The following is a 15,325-nucleotide window of genomic DNA, read 5'->3' as shown; positions in this document are numbered from 1 at the left end:
ATTCTTTGTTACGATAGAAATAACTATTCAATACATAAGGAGATGTAAAATATGAATGAAAAAGTAGCGCTTGTCACAGGATCTTCAAGAGGAATCGGCAAAGCTATTGCCTTGAGGCTTGCTGAAAAAGGGTATCACATCGTCATTAATTATGCTCGCAGCAAATCGAAGGCGATCGAAACCGCGGAAGAAATTGAACGTCTTGGTGTGAAAACGCTTGTGGTGAAGGCAAACGTCGGAAAACCTGAAAAAATAAAGGAAATGTTTGCAGAAATTGACAAAACGTTTGGACGGCTTGATATTTTAGTAAACAATGCAGCATCTGGAGTTTTACGCCCTCTAATGGAAATTGAAGAATCCCATTGGGATTGGACGATGGATATTAATGCAAAAGCACTTCTTTTTTGTGCGCAGGAAGCAGCAAAATTGATGGAAAAACACGGCGGCGGACACATCGTGAGCATCAGCTCTTTAGGGTCTATTCGCTATTTAAAAAATTACACGACAGTAGGGGTTTCTAAAGCAGCTCTTGAAGCTTTAACTAGATATTTAGCAGTTGAATTAGCACCGAAAAATATTGTAGTAAATGCGGTTTCCGGCGCAGCTGTCGATACGGATGCATTGACACATTTTCCGAACAGGGAGGAAATTTTAAACGAAGCAAAAGAAAAGACTCCGGCTGGAAGAATGATTGAAAAAGAGGATATCGTAAATGCAGTTGAATTTTTGCTCTCTGAAAAAGCTTTCATGATAAGAGGACAAACTTTGATCGTAGATGGAGGCATTTCCTTATTGCTGTAACTGCAAATTTTTTTGGATAAGTTTTTTCCCTCCTGGACATGATATATGACGTGGAGGTGAAAAATGATGGCAAAACAACAGCAAAACAAAACAAATGCTCAACAAGTGAGAAAGCAAAACCAACAATCAGCTCAAGGATTTGGAACAGAATTTGCTGCTGAAACAGATGCACAACAAGTAAGACAACAAAATCAACAATCTGAACAAAATAAACAACAAAATTCTTAACTATTAATTTTGAATGTTTCTTTTAAAAGAGCCAGGCAAAAAGCGGAGAACGTTTCAGCTCTCCGCTTTCTTTTATTAAAGGAAAAAAACATAGATGATGATCGCCAAAATGATCCGATAAATAGCAAATGGTGTAAGTTTAATGCGGTTGATCAGCTGCAAAAAGAATCTTATGGCCAAAAGCGCGAAAATAAACGCACTGATGAATCCGGCGATAAAAAACGGCAGGACGTCGATTGTGAAATGCTCCCAGTTTTTAATAAGAGAAAGACCGCTCGCCCCCGCCATTATCGGCACAGCCATAATAAACGTAAAATCGGAAGCTGCACGATGGCTTAAACCGGCTAAAACCCCGCCGGAAATCGTTGAACCGGAACGCGAAAAACCAGGCCAAAGGGAAATGCATTGGATGAGGCCGATGGTTAGCGCTTGTTTGTATGTAATTTGATCAACCGTTTCTGCTTTCGGTTTTCTTGGACCAAATAGGTCTGCTGCAATCATTAATAATGCCCCTAACACAAGGCCGACTAATACTCTATGAGCGGAAAACAAGTACGTATCAATATAGTCTTCAAATAAAAAACCTAAGACGGCAGCAGGAAGAAGTCCTGTGATGACAAGGCCAAGCGTTAATCTTTGACCGTTTTGATGCTGCATTTTCTTAATCTGTAATAAATCGAAAAAGCGATCTTTAAATACGATCACCGCTGCTAATATTGATCCAAGCTGAATGACGACTTTAAAAGAGTTGGCGACAGGCTCTGAATATAATTCTTTAGATTTTAGAAGAATGTCATCAACAAGAATCATATGTCCAGTAGAAGAAACAGGGGCAAATTCCGTTAACCCTTCAACAATGCCTAAAATGACTGCTGTGATGATTTCCCACACGATATAGTTACTTCCTTTCTCTCTAAAAAAATCAAAGTTTGTAATGATTCAATCTTGTCAGATTGTACATAATGAATGAATGGAGAGTCAATAATAATTTTGACCTAAGCGTTCATACGACAAAACTTCTTAATTGTCTACATAACTTGTCAAAGGAATCAAGTGAAATAGTTAGAATATGTATCCATAAACATTTTATGAGGGAGGGATTCATTTGAATACATATAACCGCTTTGATCTGCTAGTTGGCGAACAGCTTGAAACGATGGATAAGCTTGTATCGCTTCAATCTAAAATAGAGCATTATCAACAAATGGAATTGGAATTTTTGAGACAAAATGATGATAAGAAATTGCGTTCTGTGCAAAAAGAAATTGAAAAAATGAAAAATGAGTTGATAGACATTCAAAAAACGTTTGAAAAGCAAACGGAAGAAGTTATTAAAATGTACCAAATCGAAATGTATGACTCGAGTCAGCCATTTTAGCGGCATGGCTCTTTTATTTTCTTTTTGAATATCAAACGTTATAATAAAGAAAAATGATTTTTTCGGATTTGATGTGAACTGTTCATTAGAAAGTAGGGAACAAAATGGCGCTGCCAAAGGAAGGAGATATCATTCAAATACACAGTTATAAACATAATGGATGCATTCATCGTGTTTGGGAGGAAACGACCGTTTTAAAAGGATCGCAAAACTGTATTATTGGCGGCAACGATCGAACAACGGTTACCGAAGCTGACGGCAGAACTTGGATTACAAGGGAGCCGGCGATTTGTTATTTTCATGCACGTCATTGGTTTAATGTAATTGGAATGATTCGTGGTGACGGCATTTATTATTATTGCAACATCAGTTCTCCTTTTGTTTGGGATAATGAGGCATTAAAGTATATTGATTATGATTTGGATATTAAAGTGTTCCCGGATATGACCTATACACTGTTAGATGAAGATGAATATGAACGGCATAAGAAATCAATGAAATATCCGCAAGTCATTGACCGTATCTTAAAGAATAATGTGAACAAATTAATTTATTGGATACGCGGTAGAAAAGGTCCGTTTTCCCCTGAATTTATCGATCAGTGGTATGAAAGATATTTAACATATTTATGATGGAAAAGTCTGTTGGAATATCAACAGACTTTTCGCTTGTGCGCCCGGCATGGGTGTAATCTATAGGGTGAAAGTCCCGAGCTGCGAAGGCAGAAGTAGCAGTTAGCTTAACGCAAGGGTGTCCGTGGTGACGCGGAATCTGAAGGAAGCGAGCGGCAAACTTTGGGTCTCTCGGAACACGAACTTCATATGAGGCTAGGTATCACTGGGTGAGTTTGCAAGACAAAACAAAGCCCTTTCTGCCGAAGGTGATACAGAGTAAATGAAGCAGATGGATGGAAGGAAAGATTACACTCTTACCCGGGGAGGTCTGGCTGGCACGCCAAGTAACCTTGGTAACCTATCTAGTGATAGATAGCTGAACAGTCAGAAGTCAGCAGAGGTCATAGTATTAGTTGGTCTAGAACAACTAAGAAGGACCGAACAATTAAGAGAGAATAGCCCTTGGCATTCAGTGAGTCATGATGAACACAGAAAACGTAGTACCTCACTTGAGGGAGGAAGCGGTGAATCCCGTGGGAGATCTCTTGGAGGGTGGAGTGACCACTGGCATAAAGAGAACAGCTATTCACGGAAGTTATAAAGACTTGCGTCAATTATCTTAATTGAACCGCCGTATACGGAACCGTACGTACGGTGGTGTGAGAGGACGGGAGTTAATCGCTCCCTCCTACTCGATTGCATTGATCTGAAAGGAGAGAAATGGTTGGGTTCAATTAAACGCTATTTTCAATTTGTAAAACCATATAAAAAACAAATTTTTTTAACGATTTTCATCGGGATTATAAAGTTTGGCATTCCTTTGTTAATTCCTCTCGTATTGAAATATATCGTCGACAATATTTTAAACGGATCATTATCAAATGACGTAAAGATAGAGATGCTTCTTTTTTTAATGGGCATCATGTTGTTTATATTCCTCGTCATACGGCCGCCGATCGAGTATTATCGGCAATATTTTGCACAATGGACGGGAAGCAAAATTTTATATGATATTCGCGATCAATTGTTTACTCATCTTCAGCGGCTGAGCTTAAGATATTATTCAAACAATCGTGCGGGAGAAATTATTTCGCGGGTGATTAATGATGTTGAACAAACAAAGACGTTTGTTATTACGGGCCTTATGAATCTATGGCTTGACCTTTTTACTATTATATTTGCCATTGGGATTATGTTTACGATGGATGTCACGTTGACCATTGTATCGATTATGTTGCTTCCTATATACGGATTGTCAGTTAAATATTTTTACGGCAGGCTTCGTCATTTGACAAGAGTTAGGTCGCAGGCGCTGGCAGAGGTGCAGGGGCATTTGCATGAGAGGGTCAGCGGAATGGCTGTCATTCAAAGCTTTGCGAATGAAGAGTATGAACAAAAAGAATTTGATCGTGAAAATCGCAATTTTCTTGAAAGGGCGATTGATCATACAAAATGGAACGCAAAAACGTTTGCTGTTGTTAACACCGTTACTGACCTAGCGCCTCTTTTCGTCATTTTTTACGGGGCTTATGAAGTGATACAAGGGAATTTAACGATCGGGACGATGGTTGCCTTTACAGCCTATATTGATCGGTTGTACAATCCTCTTCGCCGTTTGATCAATTCATCAACTACTTTAACACAGGCTTTCGCTTCAATGGACAGAGTATTTGAGTTTCTTGACGAACCTTACGATATTGTTGATAAACAGGATGCAATAACAGCAGACAAACTTTCGGGGGAAATTATTTTTGACAAAGTATCCTTTCGCTATCATGACAACGAAGAATTTGTACTAAAGGATATTCATTTAACGATTCAAAAAGGGGAGACGGTCGCTTTTGTCGGGATGAGCGGAGGGGGAAAATCCACCCTTGTGAGTCTTGTTCCGAGGTTTTGGGATGTAACGGAAGGAAAAATTTTGTTGGACGGCATTGACGTTAGAGATTATAAAGTGCAAAGCGTCAGGGACCAGATCGGCATAGTTTTGCAGGATCCTTTTTTATTCAGTGAATCGATAAAAACGAATATTTTAATTGGCAAACCAAATGCAACGGATGAAGAGGTCATAAAAGCGGCCAAAGCAGCTAACGCTCACGAGTTTATTATGAGTTTGCCTGATGGCTATGATACGAAAGTGGGCGAAAGAGGCGTGAAGTTATCCGGCGGTCAAAAACAGCGAATTGCAATTGCCCGAGTATTTTTAAAAAATCCGCCGATTTTCATTTTGGATGAAGCTACGTCTGCTTTGGATTTAGAAAGTGAACAATTTATCCAAGAAGCCCTTGATAAACTGGCAAAAAACCGTACGACCTTAATTGTTGCCCATCGTCTGTCTACAATTACTCATGCAGATAAAATTGTACTAATTGAAAACGGGAAAATTGTTGAGACCGGAACTCATGAAGAACTAATGAAAAAACGTGGACATTACTATAAACTATTTCAAATTCAGCAATTGGGTGAATGGTAAAAAATACCGCAGCAAAATGGGTAATTAGCCATTTGCTTTGAAATCCATAATATACTTTAATTTTAGCAAGACTTTTGCCAGTCAAGTTTTTCATAAATTTTTGATTCAATCCCTTTTGAAAAAACGATTTTGGTAGAATAAAAGAAAAGACTAAATTCGTATAAGAACGGAGGTTGTCATGGCGGCGGAAAAGCAGTTAATTGAAAAAAACTTTTATCAAACATTATTAAAAGAAAATGAAACGAAACATCCGATCCAACTGCTTGGGGAGCTTTTTCAAGAAGAACAAAAAAAGGTCGCATATGATCTGTCTTATGTACGCTATGCTCAAGGAGAAGTATATTTCCACCACAAAGATTATGAAGCGGCGATTTTTAAATGGGAAAATATAGAGAATGAGCTGGCGCCATGGGCGAGAAAAAATATCGGAGATGCATATTTTGAATTAGGATTATTTTCATCTGCGGAAGAAATGTACCGTTCCATTGAAACGGATTCAAAAGTTCTTAAAGCAGAAGCATCGTTAAAGCTGTTTTCGCTTTACCGCCTTCAAGGAGAAAAAGAAAAGGCGTATGAGGCGATTCGTGATGCGGTATCGATCAACCCTGACCATGGTCAAGCATCCACCATCGCTATTCAATTTTATGAAGAACAGGAAGATTGGGACAAAGCTGTCCATCTTACGGTTGAAGAATTAATTCGGACTGAAAAAGCGGAATGGTTACAGCGTTTGATCAATTATGTTGAACAAGGTTTTGTCAAAGAAAAAGAGCCGGATTATTTCTTTAAAGCATTAACGGTTTTATACAGAACCGACGTAGAGCAATTCGAGAAGCTTGCTGTTTCGCTGTGGCGATGCTATAAACACGATCAAAAATATTTTATTCCATGGTTAAAGACGATAAACAATCTAATTTTCAATGTGAAAGTGGACGAATTTCAGCATTGGGATGAAATATCGCGCTTTTATGAAGAATCCTATAATAAGCTTCTTGGTGGATCATATTTACTAAAAGAGCTTCAAGATATTATGCCGGACATTTTAGCCAATTGGCTGAAACTATCGACAGGAAAACAACTATCGACCGCTGCAGCAGCTGTCGTTGCATGGAGTGAAATTTACCGTTCAAGCTTAGATGAGAAAGTGATTGAAGAAGCGGAGCACGTTTTGGCATCAGGTAGTCATGATCGTGCTGATGGTCATGAAGCCAAAAAACGGCTATTTGCGAAGCTGGCCGATTGGGCGGAAATAAATCAAGTAAATCTTGGGCAGAAATATCATTGGATATTAAAAAAGATTTTTGAACAGAACGAACATTATTTGCTCATTGTTGGAGAAAGCGGTTTTGCCCGATCGCTGCTTGGCCATTCTCTTCCAAGCATTCCTTCATCAAAAATTACTATTTACTGCCATGAAGACCGGACAGACATAAAGCAAATAAATAATGAAAGCATAACAGATGTAGAAGATGCGGCAGTTCGTGAAGATGGAACAATTGTTGCGGTATGTGCGCCTAATGATTTGTTAAACGATCATAAGCTAAGTTTAATAGAAGTACCTGACATAGAGCATGTTGATCAAGAGGAGCTAAAGGAATATATACAACTGGCTGATGGGTTGGTATATGTCCATCCAGAGCATCAACCTGCTTCAGTTGAGAAAATGGTAGAAAGCCTGGCATCGATTGCTTTAAAAAAGGAGCTTCCAATTTACTTTTTGCTTGAAGATAGCGGCATGCTTCATAATCATTTTAAAGAACAAATACTTGACTTTTTCCCGGAAGCTGAATTTTTCCCATTCCCTTCAAGAAATGAAGGAGAGAAGCGGAAACAGTCCTTCGCTGAATTTATTCATTCACGTTTTCCGTTTCATCAAGATAACAAAACGGAGAAGCTGTTGTTTTTCTTGAAAAAAGCTATTAAATATGCTTATAGCAAACGGATGGAATTAGAGCAGCATTTAGAAGAAAGCATCGAAAAAAATAAAGAAATCATGTCTCGATTAAAAGGATTAATACACAGCCTTGGCGATATGGAAAATGAAAAAGCGAAGGAATTGAGGCAGTCACTCCGCTCCACATTGGAAGAAATTAAAAAGGATCTTCATGATGAGTTAAGGACTATTTTGCGATCTGCATCGAAATTCATAACGGAAAACAGCGATTTCAGCCATTTACACATAGAATTGAACAAAAAAATGAACGATCAGGTGAAGGCGCATTTTGCTGAAACGCTGCTTCCAAAAATGTCGCAAAAAATGGGAGAATGGGTTTCATTTGCTGAAAGCGAGCTAAAACAATGCCAAGTCTATTTAGATGAAATGTGTGAATCGTTTAATTCATTGTACGGTCATGACCGTGTGAAGCTTATGTCTGATTTCAAAGTAGTGGATGATTGGCGGCGGGATATTGATCGTCTGACAACAGTGGTGAACATCGAAGAAGAAAATATTATGAACCGCTTTAAGCCTGCACAAGTTATATTAAAAGGAGCAGGAAAGCTGTTTTCGTCCATTGGGAAAAACAAGCTGTTTATCGCACAGCAATACAAAAAATACATTGAAACTGAAACATTCGATGATGCGATTCAATCGATGATCCGAAAATTTTTTGCTCAATTCGACTTATTTGAAAAAGGAATTGAACGAGATGTGAAAATGTTTTTCCGTGAACCTGTTCACAACCTTGAACAAATTGTGCAAGAAGGAGAGCAGCAAATTCGGACAGATCAACAACAATTGGACAGCTTGAAAACAAACCCAGAGATTTATTATGATCCGCTGACAGTTTTTGAATTAAACTTAAGACAATGTGAAATATTGAATGAATACCATTCCTTAAACAATAAAGCGGTCGAAACGAATATAAATAAGTTTTCAAGCGGAGATTAAAGCAATGCTTAGCACATTTTTAGATTAGGGGCTGTTCATAAAGTCAAATCCCCATTGAAAAACAAAAAAATCATAAACATCGATATATCAACGTTTCTAAAACATTAAAGGGGGCGTCAATAAGCCGAAAAAACGACTTATTAGACAGCTCCTATTTATTTTATTAGTAGAAGTGAAACGCAGGTCAAGACTGTCTGAGAGCTTTGAGCTCAAAAAGCTGACCGTGATTCTAAAGGAGCCTCCTTGTGATAACATCCAACAAAGCTTTGAGTTGGAAAGCTGAGAAAATACAGCTGTTCCAAATGATATAAAACTTGCCTGCGCTTGGATGATATAAGACGATTTCAATTTAACAAGATGAAGCGGTTTGGAAACAGCATTTCGGCGGGGATCAGTTGGATCTTGAAGACAAATTAAAACGCAGCCTTTATCCGCAAAGCTGCGTCCATGAAATTCCAGTTATCATTTGCAGCGGATAAAAATGAAATAAGATTTATTTCCAAGGCAGAAAAGCTACCGATACTTTTCTGAGAGAAGAGAGGTCATTCAGCTTCTCAAATAAATTAAATAGTCGTAGCCTTCGCCACGCCATGCCTACGATTCATAAACTTCGGCAATTTTATTACAAGCCGTGTTAAGGTGAACATTAACCGTATTCCTCGCGATTCCTAACACACGCGCGACTTCGTTTTCGCCCAAGCCGTCAACGTAAACCAACCGCAAACACTCGCGCTGTCGATCGGTTAAGTCGGCTAATTCGATTGCTGTCGCCAAGTCAGCGAGCAAAATAATTGCGTCATAATCGCCTTTAAATTGGCGTTCAGTTATTTTGTGATAATTTCGTAATAGTTCTCTAACGTAGTTTTCGATTGTTCTGCGCCTCCTTTGACTTTCGTGTTTGTTTGCGTTATAATGGCGTTAACAAACGTATGGGAGTGTTTTTAGTGCCGTTTGAACCAATCGTTATAAACAGTCGTTCTATGAGTTATATTTCGCTCGACAAATTCGGGCGACTTCGTATAAATAAGTTAGCGATGAAAGCGTTGAAGTTAGAACCACATCAATACATTGTGGCATCAGTCGACGTCGACTTGAAACGAATTGGCATAGCGAAACAGGAACTTTCGCGCGTTCCAAACGCATCTATTGCGAAACTAGATCGTCGCGGTCAGGTTTCCGGCATCGGCAAGCGAATTGCCGAAAAGCTTTCGCTAAACCTTAGTCAAGCGCCGTTCTTTTTTGTTGATATTGGATGGGTTGACGATGCGGGCGTTCGCTGGCGTGCGTTTGAACTAATGGAAGCAAACGATGTCCTATAGATAGAGATGAAAGACTACAGAATTCATGAATGAAATTCTGTAGTCTTTTACAATTTTTTGCTTTTTTCATCGCCTTCTGAAGGCTGTAAGACACGGAGATGAACTTGTTTACTCTTCATCCTCCACATGAATTTTATTTTCTTTTTTATGGAAATGTTGAAAGCTGTTAATCAATGTATCTAAATGCTCCAATTGATCGTGATAATCAACGATGGCGGAGACTAAAGATAGTATTTGGTAAAACGAATCGGAATCTTCCGCTTCTTTTTCAAATTTCAAAAACGCTTGAATGAATTCTTTTCGATTAAATTTGTCATATGGAAGCAGGTCTTCATCGTGATTATTTTTAATTTTTTTTGTTATTTTTAACAGCGCCTGCTCATGCAAAATTAATAAAAAGTCAAGCTCTGATATAAGCATTTCATGGAGCTTTCTAGGTATTTGCCGAAGTTCGTTTTCCAAGCAATGAATTTGGCGCAATGTGTAAAATGCCCTGTTCGTTGTGATAATCATCTGTCGATACAGGACAAGTTTTCTTGATTTTGGCAATACCTTCGCTTTAGAATAAGTTCGCTCTTCTTTGTAAAGCAAAAATAAATGATCAAGTTTTATCAGCTGATCTTTGATTTTGTCTATTTCCTCTTTAAGAGGGGCAAACTCAGATTTATTTCGAATATTGATCCGAATCCATTTCATAATCTCATGGGAAATTTCGGTGATTTTATGGTAAAGCTTTGTTTCGTATTTTGGTGGCATAAATATCAAATTAACAAAAAAAGCTGATAAAACCCCAAGTAAAATCGTTAAAAACCGTATGGTAGCAAACTGTACAAAATCGTCACCTGTTGTTTCAAGTATCGCAATAACCGTTACTAAAGCAATTGCAATTGTGTTTTCAATCTTTAATTTTAAACAAATAGCAATGGTAATCACTGCTGTAAGACCAATAATAAACGGGTTTGTTCCGAAAGAAATCCCGAATAAAACTGCGACAACAGCGCCGATTATATTTGCCTGAACTTGTTCAATGACGGTTAAATATGATCTATATATTGACGGCTGTATCGCAAAGATAGCTGCAATCCCTGCAAATGCTGGAGATGGAAAATGAAGCATCTCTGCCAGCATTAATGCCAGTGTAATTGCAATACCTGTTTTTAAGATACGGGCTCCAAGTTTCATGTTGAATAAAAATTTTTCCTTCCTTTCATCAAAAAGGTTGTAAGCTATTCAGACTATACATTGTTTAACACGAATATTCAAGGTTATTTTAAGAGAAAGGAAAAAATTAACACTCTTGTAATATGATATGATCCTTTAATATAGACAGACCAAATAGTTACGTTGTGATCGAGCGAACTTTTGCACTTTTTTCGTACAACTGAAGAGGCGGCAGTTTTACATCACCTCCATCGTTTCCAAAAGAAATAAACAACCTGAGTCCATAAATATCGGGCTCAGGCTGCTTAAAGATTTACTTTTTCATTCTGCCTGCTTGTGCAGTAGGCGCTTTAGTAAGACTCATTTTTTGTCATGTGAAAGCTGTTTAAACGATTGTTCGACTGCCGAAATGGTTTTTTTAATGTCCTCTTCTGTATGAGCGATTGTAATAAACCAGGCCTCATATTTAGACGGCGCCAAATTAATGCCTTGATGAAGCATCAGTTTAAAAAATTTAGCAAACATTTCTCCGTCTGTTTTTTCGGCTTGCTCATAATTCGTCACCTTTTCGCGTGTAAAATATACTGTTAATGCACCTTTTAAACGGTTGATGGTGATCGGTATATTATATGATCTTCCAGCGTTTAAAATGCCTTCTTCAAGCATCCTGCCGAGCTTATCAAGATAGTCATAAACTCCTTCTTCGCTCAGCACTTCCAAACAAGCAATTCCTGCTAAGATCGATGCAGGGTTTCCTGCCATCGTCCCTGCCTGATAAGCCGGTCCTAATGGTGCCACCTGCTCCATAATTTCTTTACGGCCGCCGTAAGCTCCGATCGGAAGGCCTCCGCCGATAATTTTTCCAAGTGCGGTTAAATCAGGCTCTACATGAAGCAGATTTTGGGCACCGCCGTACATAAATCGAAACGCTGTAATAACTTCGTCAAAAATAAGCAGCGCGCCTGCTTTGTGAGTAAGCTGTTTGACTGTTTCTAAAAATCCTTCCTTAGGTTCCACAATACCAAAGTTTCCGACAATTGGTTCAACTAAAACGGCTGCAACTTCATTTCCCCATCTATGAATAGCTTGTTCAAACGCCTCCACATCATTAAAAGGTACAGTGATAACTTCTTGAGCAATGCTTTTTGGTACCCCTGCGGAATCAGGCGTTCCAAGGGTAGATGGACCTGATCCTGCTGCGACAAGCACCAAATCGGAATGTCCATGGTAGCACCCGGCAAATTTAATGATTTTATCCCTTCCTGTGTATGCACGGGCAACTCGAATTGTTGTCATTACTGCTTCTGTTCCAGAATTGACGAAGCGGACCTTTTCTAGAGAAGGGATAGCTTCTTTTAACATTTTTGCAAATTTGATTTCATGAGGCGTCGGTGTTCCATATAGGACGCCTGTCTCGGCAGCGTGCTTGATTGCTTTTGTAATATGAGGGTGTGCATGGCCGGTGATGATCGGGCCATATGCTGCTAAGTAATCGATATATTTGTTGCCATCAACATCCCAAAAATAGGCGCCCTGCGCCCGCTCCATTACAACAGGTGCTCCTCCGCCGACAGCTTTATAAGAACGGGACGGGCTATTTACCCCTCCTACAATATGTTCGAGCGCTTCTTTATGCAGCTGTTCTGATTTTGTAAAATTCATTGTTTCACCTTCTTTTTTACTTAACTGTACAGCCAAAAATATTCAAGCATCCTCGTTTATTCTAGCACTTTTCATAAAAAAGAAAAAAGGTGCATACAAATTGTTAATTTCAAATAATTCGAGTAAACTAATGTTTGTGATTGATCGATGGAGGTTACAGCTATGAATGTCATTGAAGTAGAGAATTTGCGCAAAGAATTTAAGAGCTATTCAAGCCGCTCTGGATTAAAGGGGGCTTTTCGCGATTTATTCACTAGAAACTATAAAATCAACAGAGCTGTTAATGATATTTCCTTTACAGTGAAACAGGGAGAAATGGTGGGTTATATAGGCGAAAACGGCGCAGGGAAATCGACAACGATCAAAATGCTAACAGGGATTTTAACACCGACATCAGGGAAGGTCCTGGTGAACAATATGAATCCTCATAAGGAACGGGAAAAGTTTGTCCGGACAATCGGTGTTGTATTCGGACAGCGTTCACAGCTTTGGTGGGATATTGCTGTTCAAGAGTCATTCAGGCTTTTAAAAAAGGTATATAAAGTGTCCGATCAAGATTATAACGAACATATGGATCATGTCATTAAAACGCTGGATATCGGCCCTTTGTTAGATAAGCCGGTGCGAAAGCTGTCATTAGGGCAGCGGATGAGATGCGAGCTTGCCGCAGCATTAATTCATAATCCTCCTCTTTTATTTTTGGATGAGCCGACGATCGGCTTGGACGTTTTAGTCAAGCTGAAAATTCGTGAATTTTTGAAAGAGATAAATGCAAAATACAAAACAACGATTTTGCTGACGACACATGATATTGCGGATATAGAAGCATTGTGTGAACGCGTCATAATGCTTGATGAAGGAAAAATTATATATGACGGCTCTTTGGACCATTTGCGCGGGAATTGGGGAAAAGGGAAGCAAATTGAATTTCAATTTGCCTCTTCTGTTGATGAATCCCTTTTATTGCAATTAACGAATGGTTTTCACGTGCAATGGATGAAGGGAGATAAAAGCAATGTTTGGATCGCGCAAATTGCGAATCATGAGGAAATGCCGGAAATCATTAGCCGCGTCATGAAGGCTCAAACTATCGTGGATCTAAGCATTAAAGAAATATCAACGGAGGAGATTATACGCAACATTTATGAAAAAGGTGATGCGAACAGTAACTTAGAAAAGGTGATCATGAATGTCTAAATATTTGGAAATGATCCGCATCCGTTTTTTAATGATGCTCGCTTACAGGACAAACTATTATTCTGGAATTCTCATATACAGCATTAATATCGGTGCTTACTACTTTTTATGGACAGCCATTTATGGGGGAAAAGAAAGCATTCAAGGTTTAGATGCAGCGCAAATGGTGACATACGTGGCAATTTCATGGATGGCAAGAGCATTTTATTTTAACAACATCGACAGGGAAATCGCAATGGAAATTAGAGAAGGAAAAGTGGCAGTGGAGCTGATTCGTCCCTACAATTATCTTGGCATGAAAACGATGCAGGCGTTTGGAGAAGGCGTTTTTCGCCTTTTCTTTTTTTCCATGCCTGGAATGGTGATTGTAAGCTTTATTTTTCCGCTCGAATTACCGCTTGATTGGCAGGCGTGGTCTTTTTTTGCCATTTCCATATTTTTTAGTTTTGTTATTAATACAGAAATTAATTTATTGACAGGAATCTCAGCTTTTTTCTTATTTAACAACGACGGACTAATGAGAGCGAAACGCGTCATCATTGACTTGTTTTCCGGACTACTGCTCCCCATTAGCTTCTACCCAGTTTGGGCTCAAGAAATAATGGAATATTTGCCTTTTCAAGCAATCAGTTATATTCCAAGCATGATCTTTACAAAAGGATTCCAAGAAGCTGAAATTACAGACGCTATTCTTTTTCAATTGTTTTGGTCCATTTTATTGATCATTCCAATTTGTGCTATGTGGGCGGTTGCGAAAAGAAAAATGATTATTCAAGGGGGGTGAAAAGATGATTTATGTGTCAATGTTTTTTCAATATATCGCTCAATATTTAAAAACAAGGATGGAATACAGAGCGGATATGATTGTAGAGATATTGTCTGATCTATTGTTTCAGGCAGTAAATTTAGTTTTCATTCTCGTCGTATTTGGACATACAGAATCGCTTGGCGGCTGGCAAAGAGATGAAATTATTTTCATTTATGGCTTTTTCTTAGTTCCTTATGCTTTATTCAGCACCTTTTTTAACATTTGGGATTTTAATGAACGATATATTGTAAACGGTGAAATGGATCGCATTTTAACGAGACCGATCCACAGTTTGTTTCAGGTGATATTGGAGAGAATGGAGCTTGAATCGCTTTTTGGCGTTATTACAGGGCTTGTTGTCATGGGGTATGCAGCAGCCCGGCTGAATCTTACTTTTCATTGGTATGACATTTTTATTTTTATTCTATTTGTATTTGGCGGCACCCTTGTCTGCGGCAGTATTTTTGTTGCGCTTGCATCGATTGGGTTTTGGTCGGATGCAAAAACATCGATTATGCCAATGATGTATAACATTGGAAACTACGGCCGCTATCCAGTAAATATTTACAACGATGTGATACGTTTTATTTTAACGTGGATTTTGCCGTTTGCCTTTGTGGGAGTTTATCCGGCTTCCTATTTTTTACGAAAAACGGATTGGTATATTTACGCTTTTTTAACTCCTGTGATAGGCCTTCTGTTTTTTATTTTGTCGGTTATTATTTGGAATATTGGAGTGAAGCGATATCGAGGGGCAGGAAGCTGATCATAGTTTCCTTTCGTTAAGCGATAAA

Annotated in this window: 12 protein-coding genes and 1 pseudogene; 10 read left to right on the top strand and 3 right to left on the bottom strand. The window is 38.7% G+C overall.

Features of this window, described 5'->3' with window-relative positions; all coding sequences use genetic code 11:
* Positions 1–51 precede the first annotated feature (51 nt).
* Both fabL and NSQ41_RS15745 read left to right on the top strand, forming a co-directional pair.
* On the top strand, positions 52–801 hold the full coding sequence (fabL, locus tag NSQ41_RS15750) for an enoyl-[acyl-carrier-protein] reductase FabL (RefSeq protein WP_063386261.1): 750 nt from the start codon (positions 52–54) through the stop codon (positions 799–801).
* Positions 802–885: 84 nt separating this feature from the next.
* Positions 886–1,029 (top strand): annotated as a pseudogene (locus NSQ41_RS15745) (gamma-type small acid-soluble spore protein); the annotation flags it as partial.
* Positions 1,030–1,104: 75 nt separating this feature from the next.
* On the opposite strand, the gene NSQ41_RS15740 reads toward NSQ41_RS15745, so the two are convergent.
* Positions 1,105–1,920 carry an undecaprenyl-diphosphate phosphatase gene (locus tag NSQ41_RS15740; protein ID WP_130157647.1) on the bottom strand — a complete coding sequence of 272 codons (816 nt, stop codon included), beginning with the start codon at positions 1,918–1,920 and terminating at the stop codon, positions 1,105–1,107.
* A 214-nt stretch (positions 1,921–2,134) separates the two neighbouring features.
* Between NSQ41_RS15740 and NSQ41_RS15735 the strand changes: the two genes are divergently transcribed.
* From NSQ41_RS15735 to NSQ41_RS15715, 5 genes are all read left to right on the top strand, one after another.
* Positions 2,135–2,407, top strand: coding sequence for a YgaB family protein (locus NSQ41_RS15735; RefSeq protein WP_232515610.1), 273 nt, complete (start codon positions 2,135–2,137; stop codon positions 2,405–2,407).
* 104 nt (positions 2,408–2,511) lie between these two features.
* On the top strand, positions 2,512–3,039 hold the full coding sequence (locus NSQ41_RS15730; RefSeq protein ID WP_063386259.1) for a DUF402 domain-containing protein: 528 nt from the start codon (positions 2,512–2,514) through the stop codon (positions 3,037–3,039).
* A 706-nt stretch (positions 3,040–3,745) separates the two neighbouring features.
* Entirely contained in the window at positions 3,746–5,494 is a 1,749-nt protein-coding gene (locus tag NSQ41_RS15725; protein WP_339210308.1) for an ABC transporter ATP-binding protein, read from the top strand.
* 178 nt (positions 5,495–5,672) lie between these two features.
* Positions 5,673–8,384 (top strand): GTP-binding protein, encoded by a 2,712-nt coding sequence (locus NSQ41_RS15720; protein ID WP_339210305.1) that lies wholly within the window; start codon positions 5,673–5,675, stop codon positions 8,382–8,384.
* Between the two features lie 944 nt (positions 8,385–9,328).
* Positions 9,329–9,703: a hypothetical protein gene (locus tag NSQ41_RS15715; RefSeq protein WP_339210303.1), complete on the top strand. Its 375-nt coding sequence runs from the start codon at positions 9,329–9,331 to the stop codon at positions 9,701–9,703.
* 108 nt (positions 9,704–9,811) lie between these two features.
* Here NSQ41_RS15715 and NSQ41_RS15710 read toward each other — a convergent pair whose 3' ends face one another.
* Together NSQ41_RS15710 and NSQ41_RS15705 are read right to left on the bottom strand one after the other, a co-directional pair.
* Entirely contained in the window at positions 9,812–10,885 is a 1,074-nt protein-coding gene (locus NSQ41_RS15710) for an aromatic acid exporter family protein (RefSeq protein WP_066247279.1), read from the bottom strand.
* Between the two features lie 339 nt (positions 10,886–11,224).
* Entirely contained in the window at positions 11,225–12,526 is a 1,302-nt protein-coding gene (locus NSQ41_RS15705) for a glutamate-1-semialdehyde 2,1-aminomutase (RefSeq protein WP_130158649.1), read from the bottom strand.
* Between the two features lie 162 nt (positions 12,527–12,688).
* On the opposite strand from NSQ41_RS15705, the gene NSQ41_RS15700 reads away from it, so the two are divergent.
* From NSQ41_RS15700 to NSQ41_RS15690, 3 genes are read left to right on the top strand one after another with little or no spacing between them, the layout of a single operon-like run.
* Positions 12,689–13,723, top strand: a complete 1,035-nt coding sequence (locus NSQ41_RS15700) for an ATP-binding cassette domain-containing protein (RefSeq protein ID WP_094244558.1) — start codon at positions 12,689–12,691, stop codon at positions 13,721–13,723.
* Entirely contained in the window at positions 13,716–14,507 is a 792-nt protein-coding gene (locus tag NSQ41_RS15695; protein WP_063386254.1) for a hypothetical protein, read from the top strand. Before NSQ41_RS15700 ends, NSQ41_RS15695 begins: the two co-directional genes overlap by 8 nt.
* 4 nt (positions 14,508–14,511) lie before the next feature.
* Positions 14,512–15,297 carry an ABC-2 family transporter protein gene (locus tag NSQ41_RS15690; protein ID WP_339210301.1) on the top strand — a complete coding sequence of 262 codons (786 nt, stop codon included), beginning with the start codon at positions 14,512–14,514 and terminating at the stop codon, positions 15,295–15,297.
* Positions 15,298–15,325: the final 28 nt, after the last annotated feature.

Source organism: Aeribacillus sp. FSL K6-8210 (assembly GCF_037963925.1).
GTDB lineage: Bacteria > Bacillota > Bacilli > Bacillales > Aeribacillaceae > Aeribacillus > Aeribacillus composti.
Note: the sequence above shows the minus strand (reverse complement) of the source record. Positions and strands in the feature narration are given on the sequence as shown.

What these genes read in the sequence shown, in the direction of transcription:
- NSQ41_RS15695 (WP_063386254.1), top strand. Translation starts at nt 13,716, where the DNA reads ATGTCTAAATATTTGGAAATGATCCGCATCCGTTTTTTAATGATGCTC.
- NSQ41_RS15700 (WP_094244558.1), top strand. Translation starts at nt 12,689, where the DNA reads ATGAATGTCATTGAAGTAGAGAATTTGCGCAAAGAATTTAAGAGCTAT.
- fabL (WP_063386261.1), top strand. Translation starts at nt 52, where the DNA reads ATGAATGAAAAAGTAGCGCTTGTCACAGGATCTTCAAGAGGAATCGGC.
- NSQ41_RS15730 (WP_063386259.1), top strand. Translation starts at nt 2,512, where the DNA reads ATGGCGCTGCCAAAGGAAGGAGATATCATTCAAATACACAGTTATAAA.
- NSQ41_RS15705 (WP_130158649.1), bottom strand. Translation starts at nt 12,526, where the DNA reads ATGAATTTTACAAAATCAGAACAGCTGCATAAAGAAGCGCTCGAACAT.
- NSQ41_RS15720 (WP_339210305.1), top strand. Translation starts at nt 5,673, where the DNA reads ATGGCGGCGGAAAAGCAGTTAATTGAAAAAAACTTTTATCAAACATTA.
- NSQ41_RS15690 (WP_339210301.1), top strand. Translation starts at nt 14,512, where the DNA reads ATGATTTATGTGTCAATGTTTTTTCAATATATCGCTCAATATTTAAAA.
- NSQ41_RS15710 (WP_066247279.1), bottom strand. Translation starts at nt 10,885, where the DNA reads ATGAAACTTGGAGCCCGTATCTTAAAAACAGGTATTGCAATTACACTG.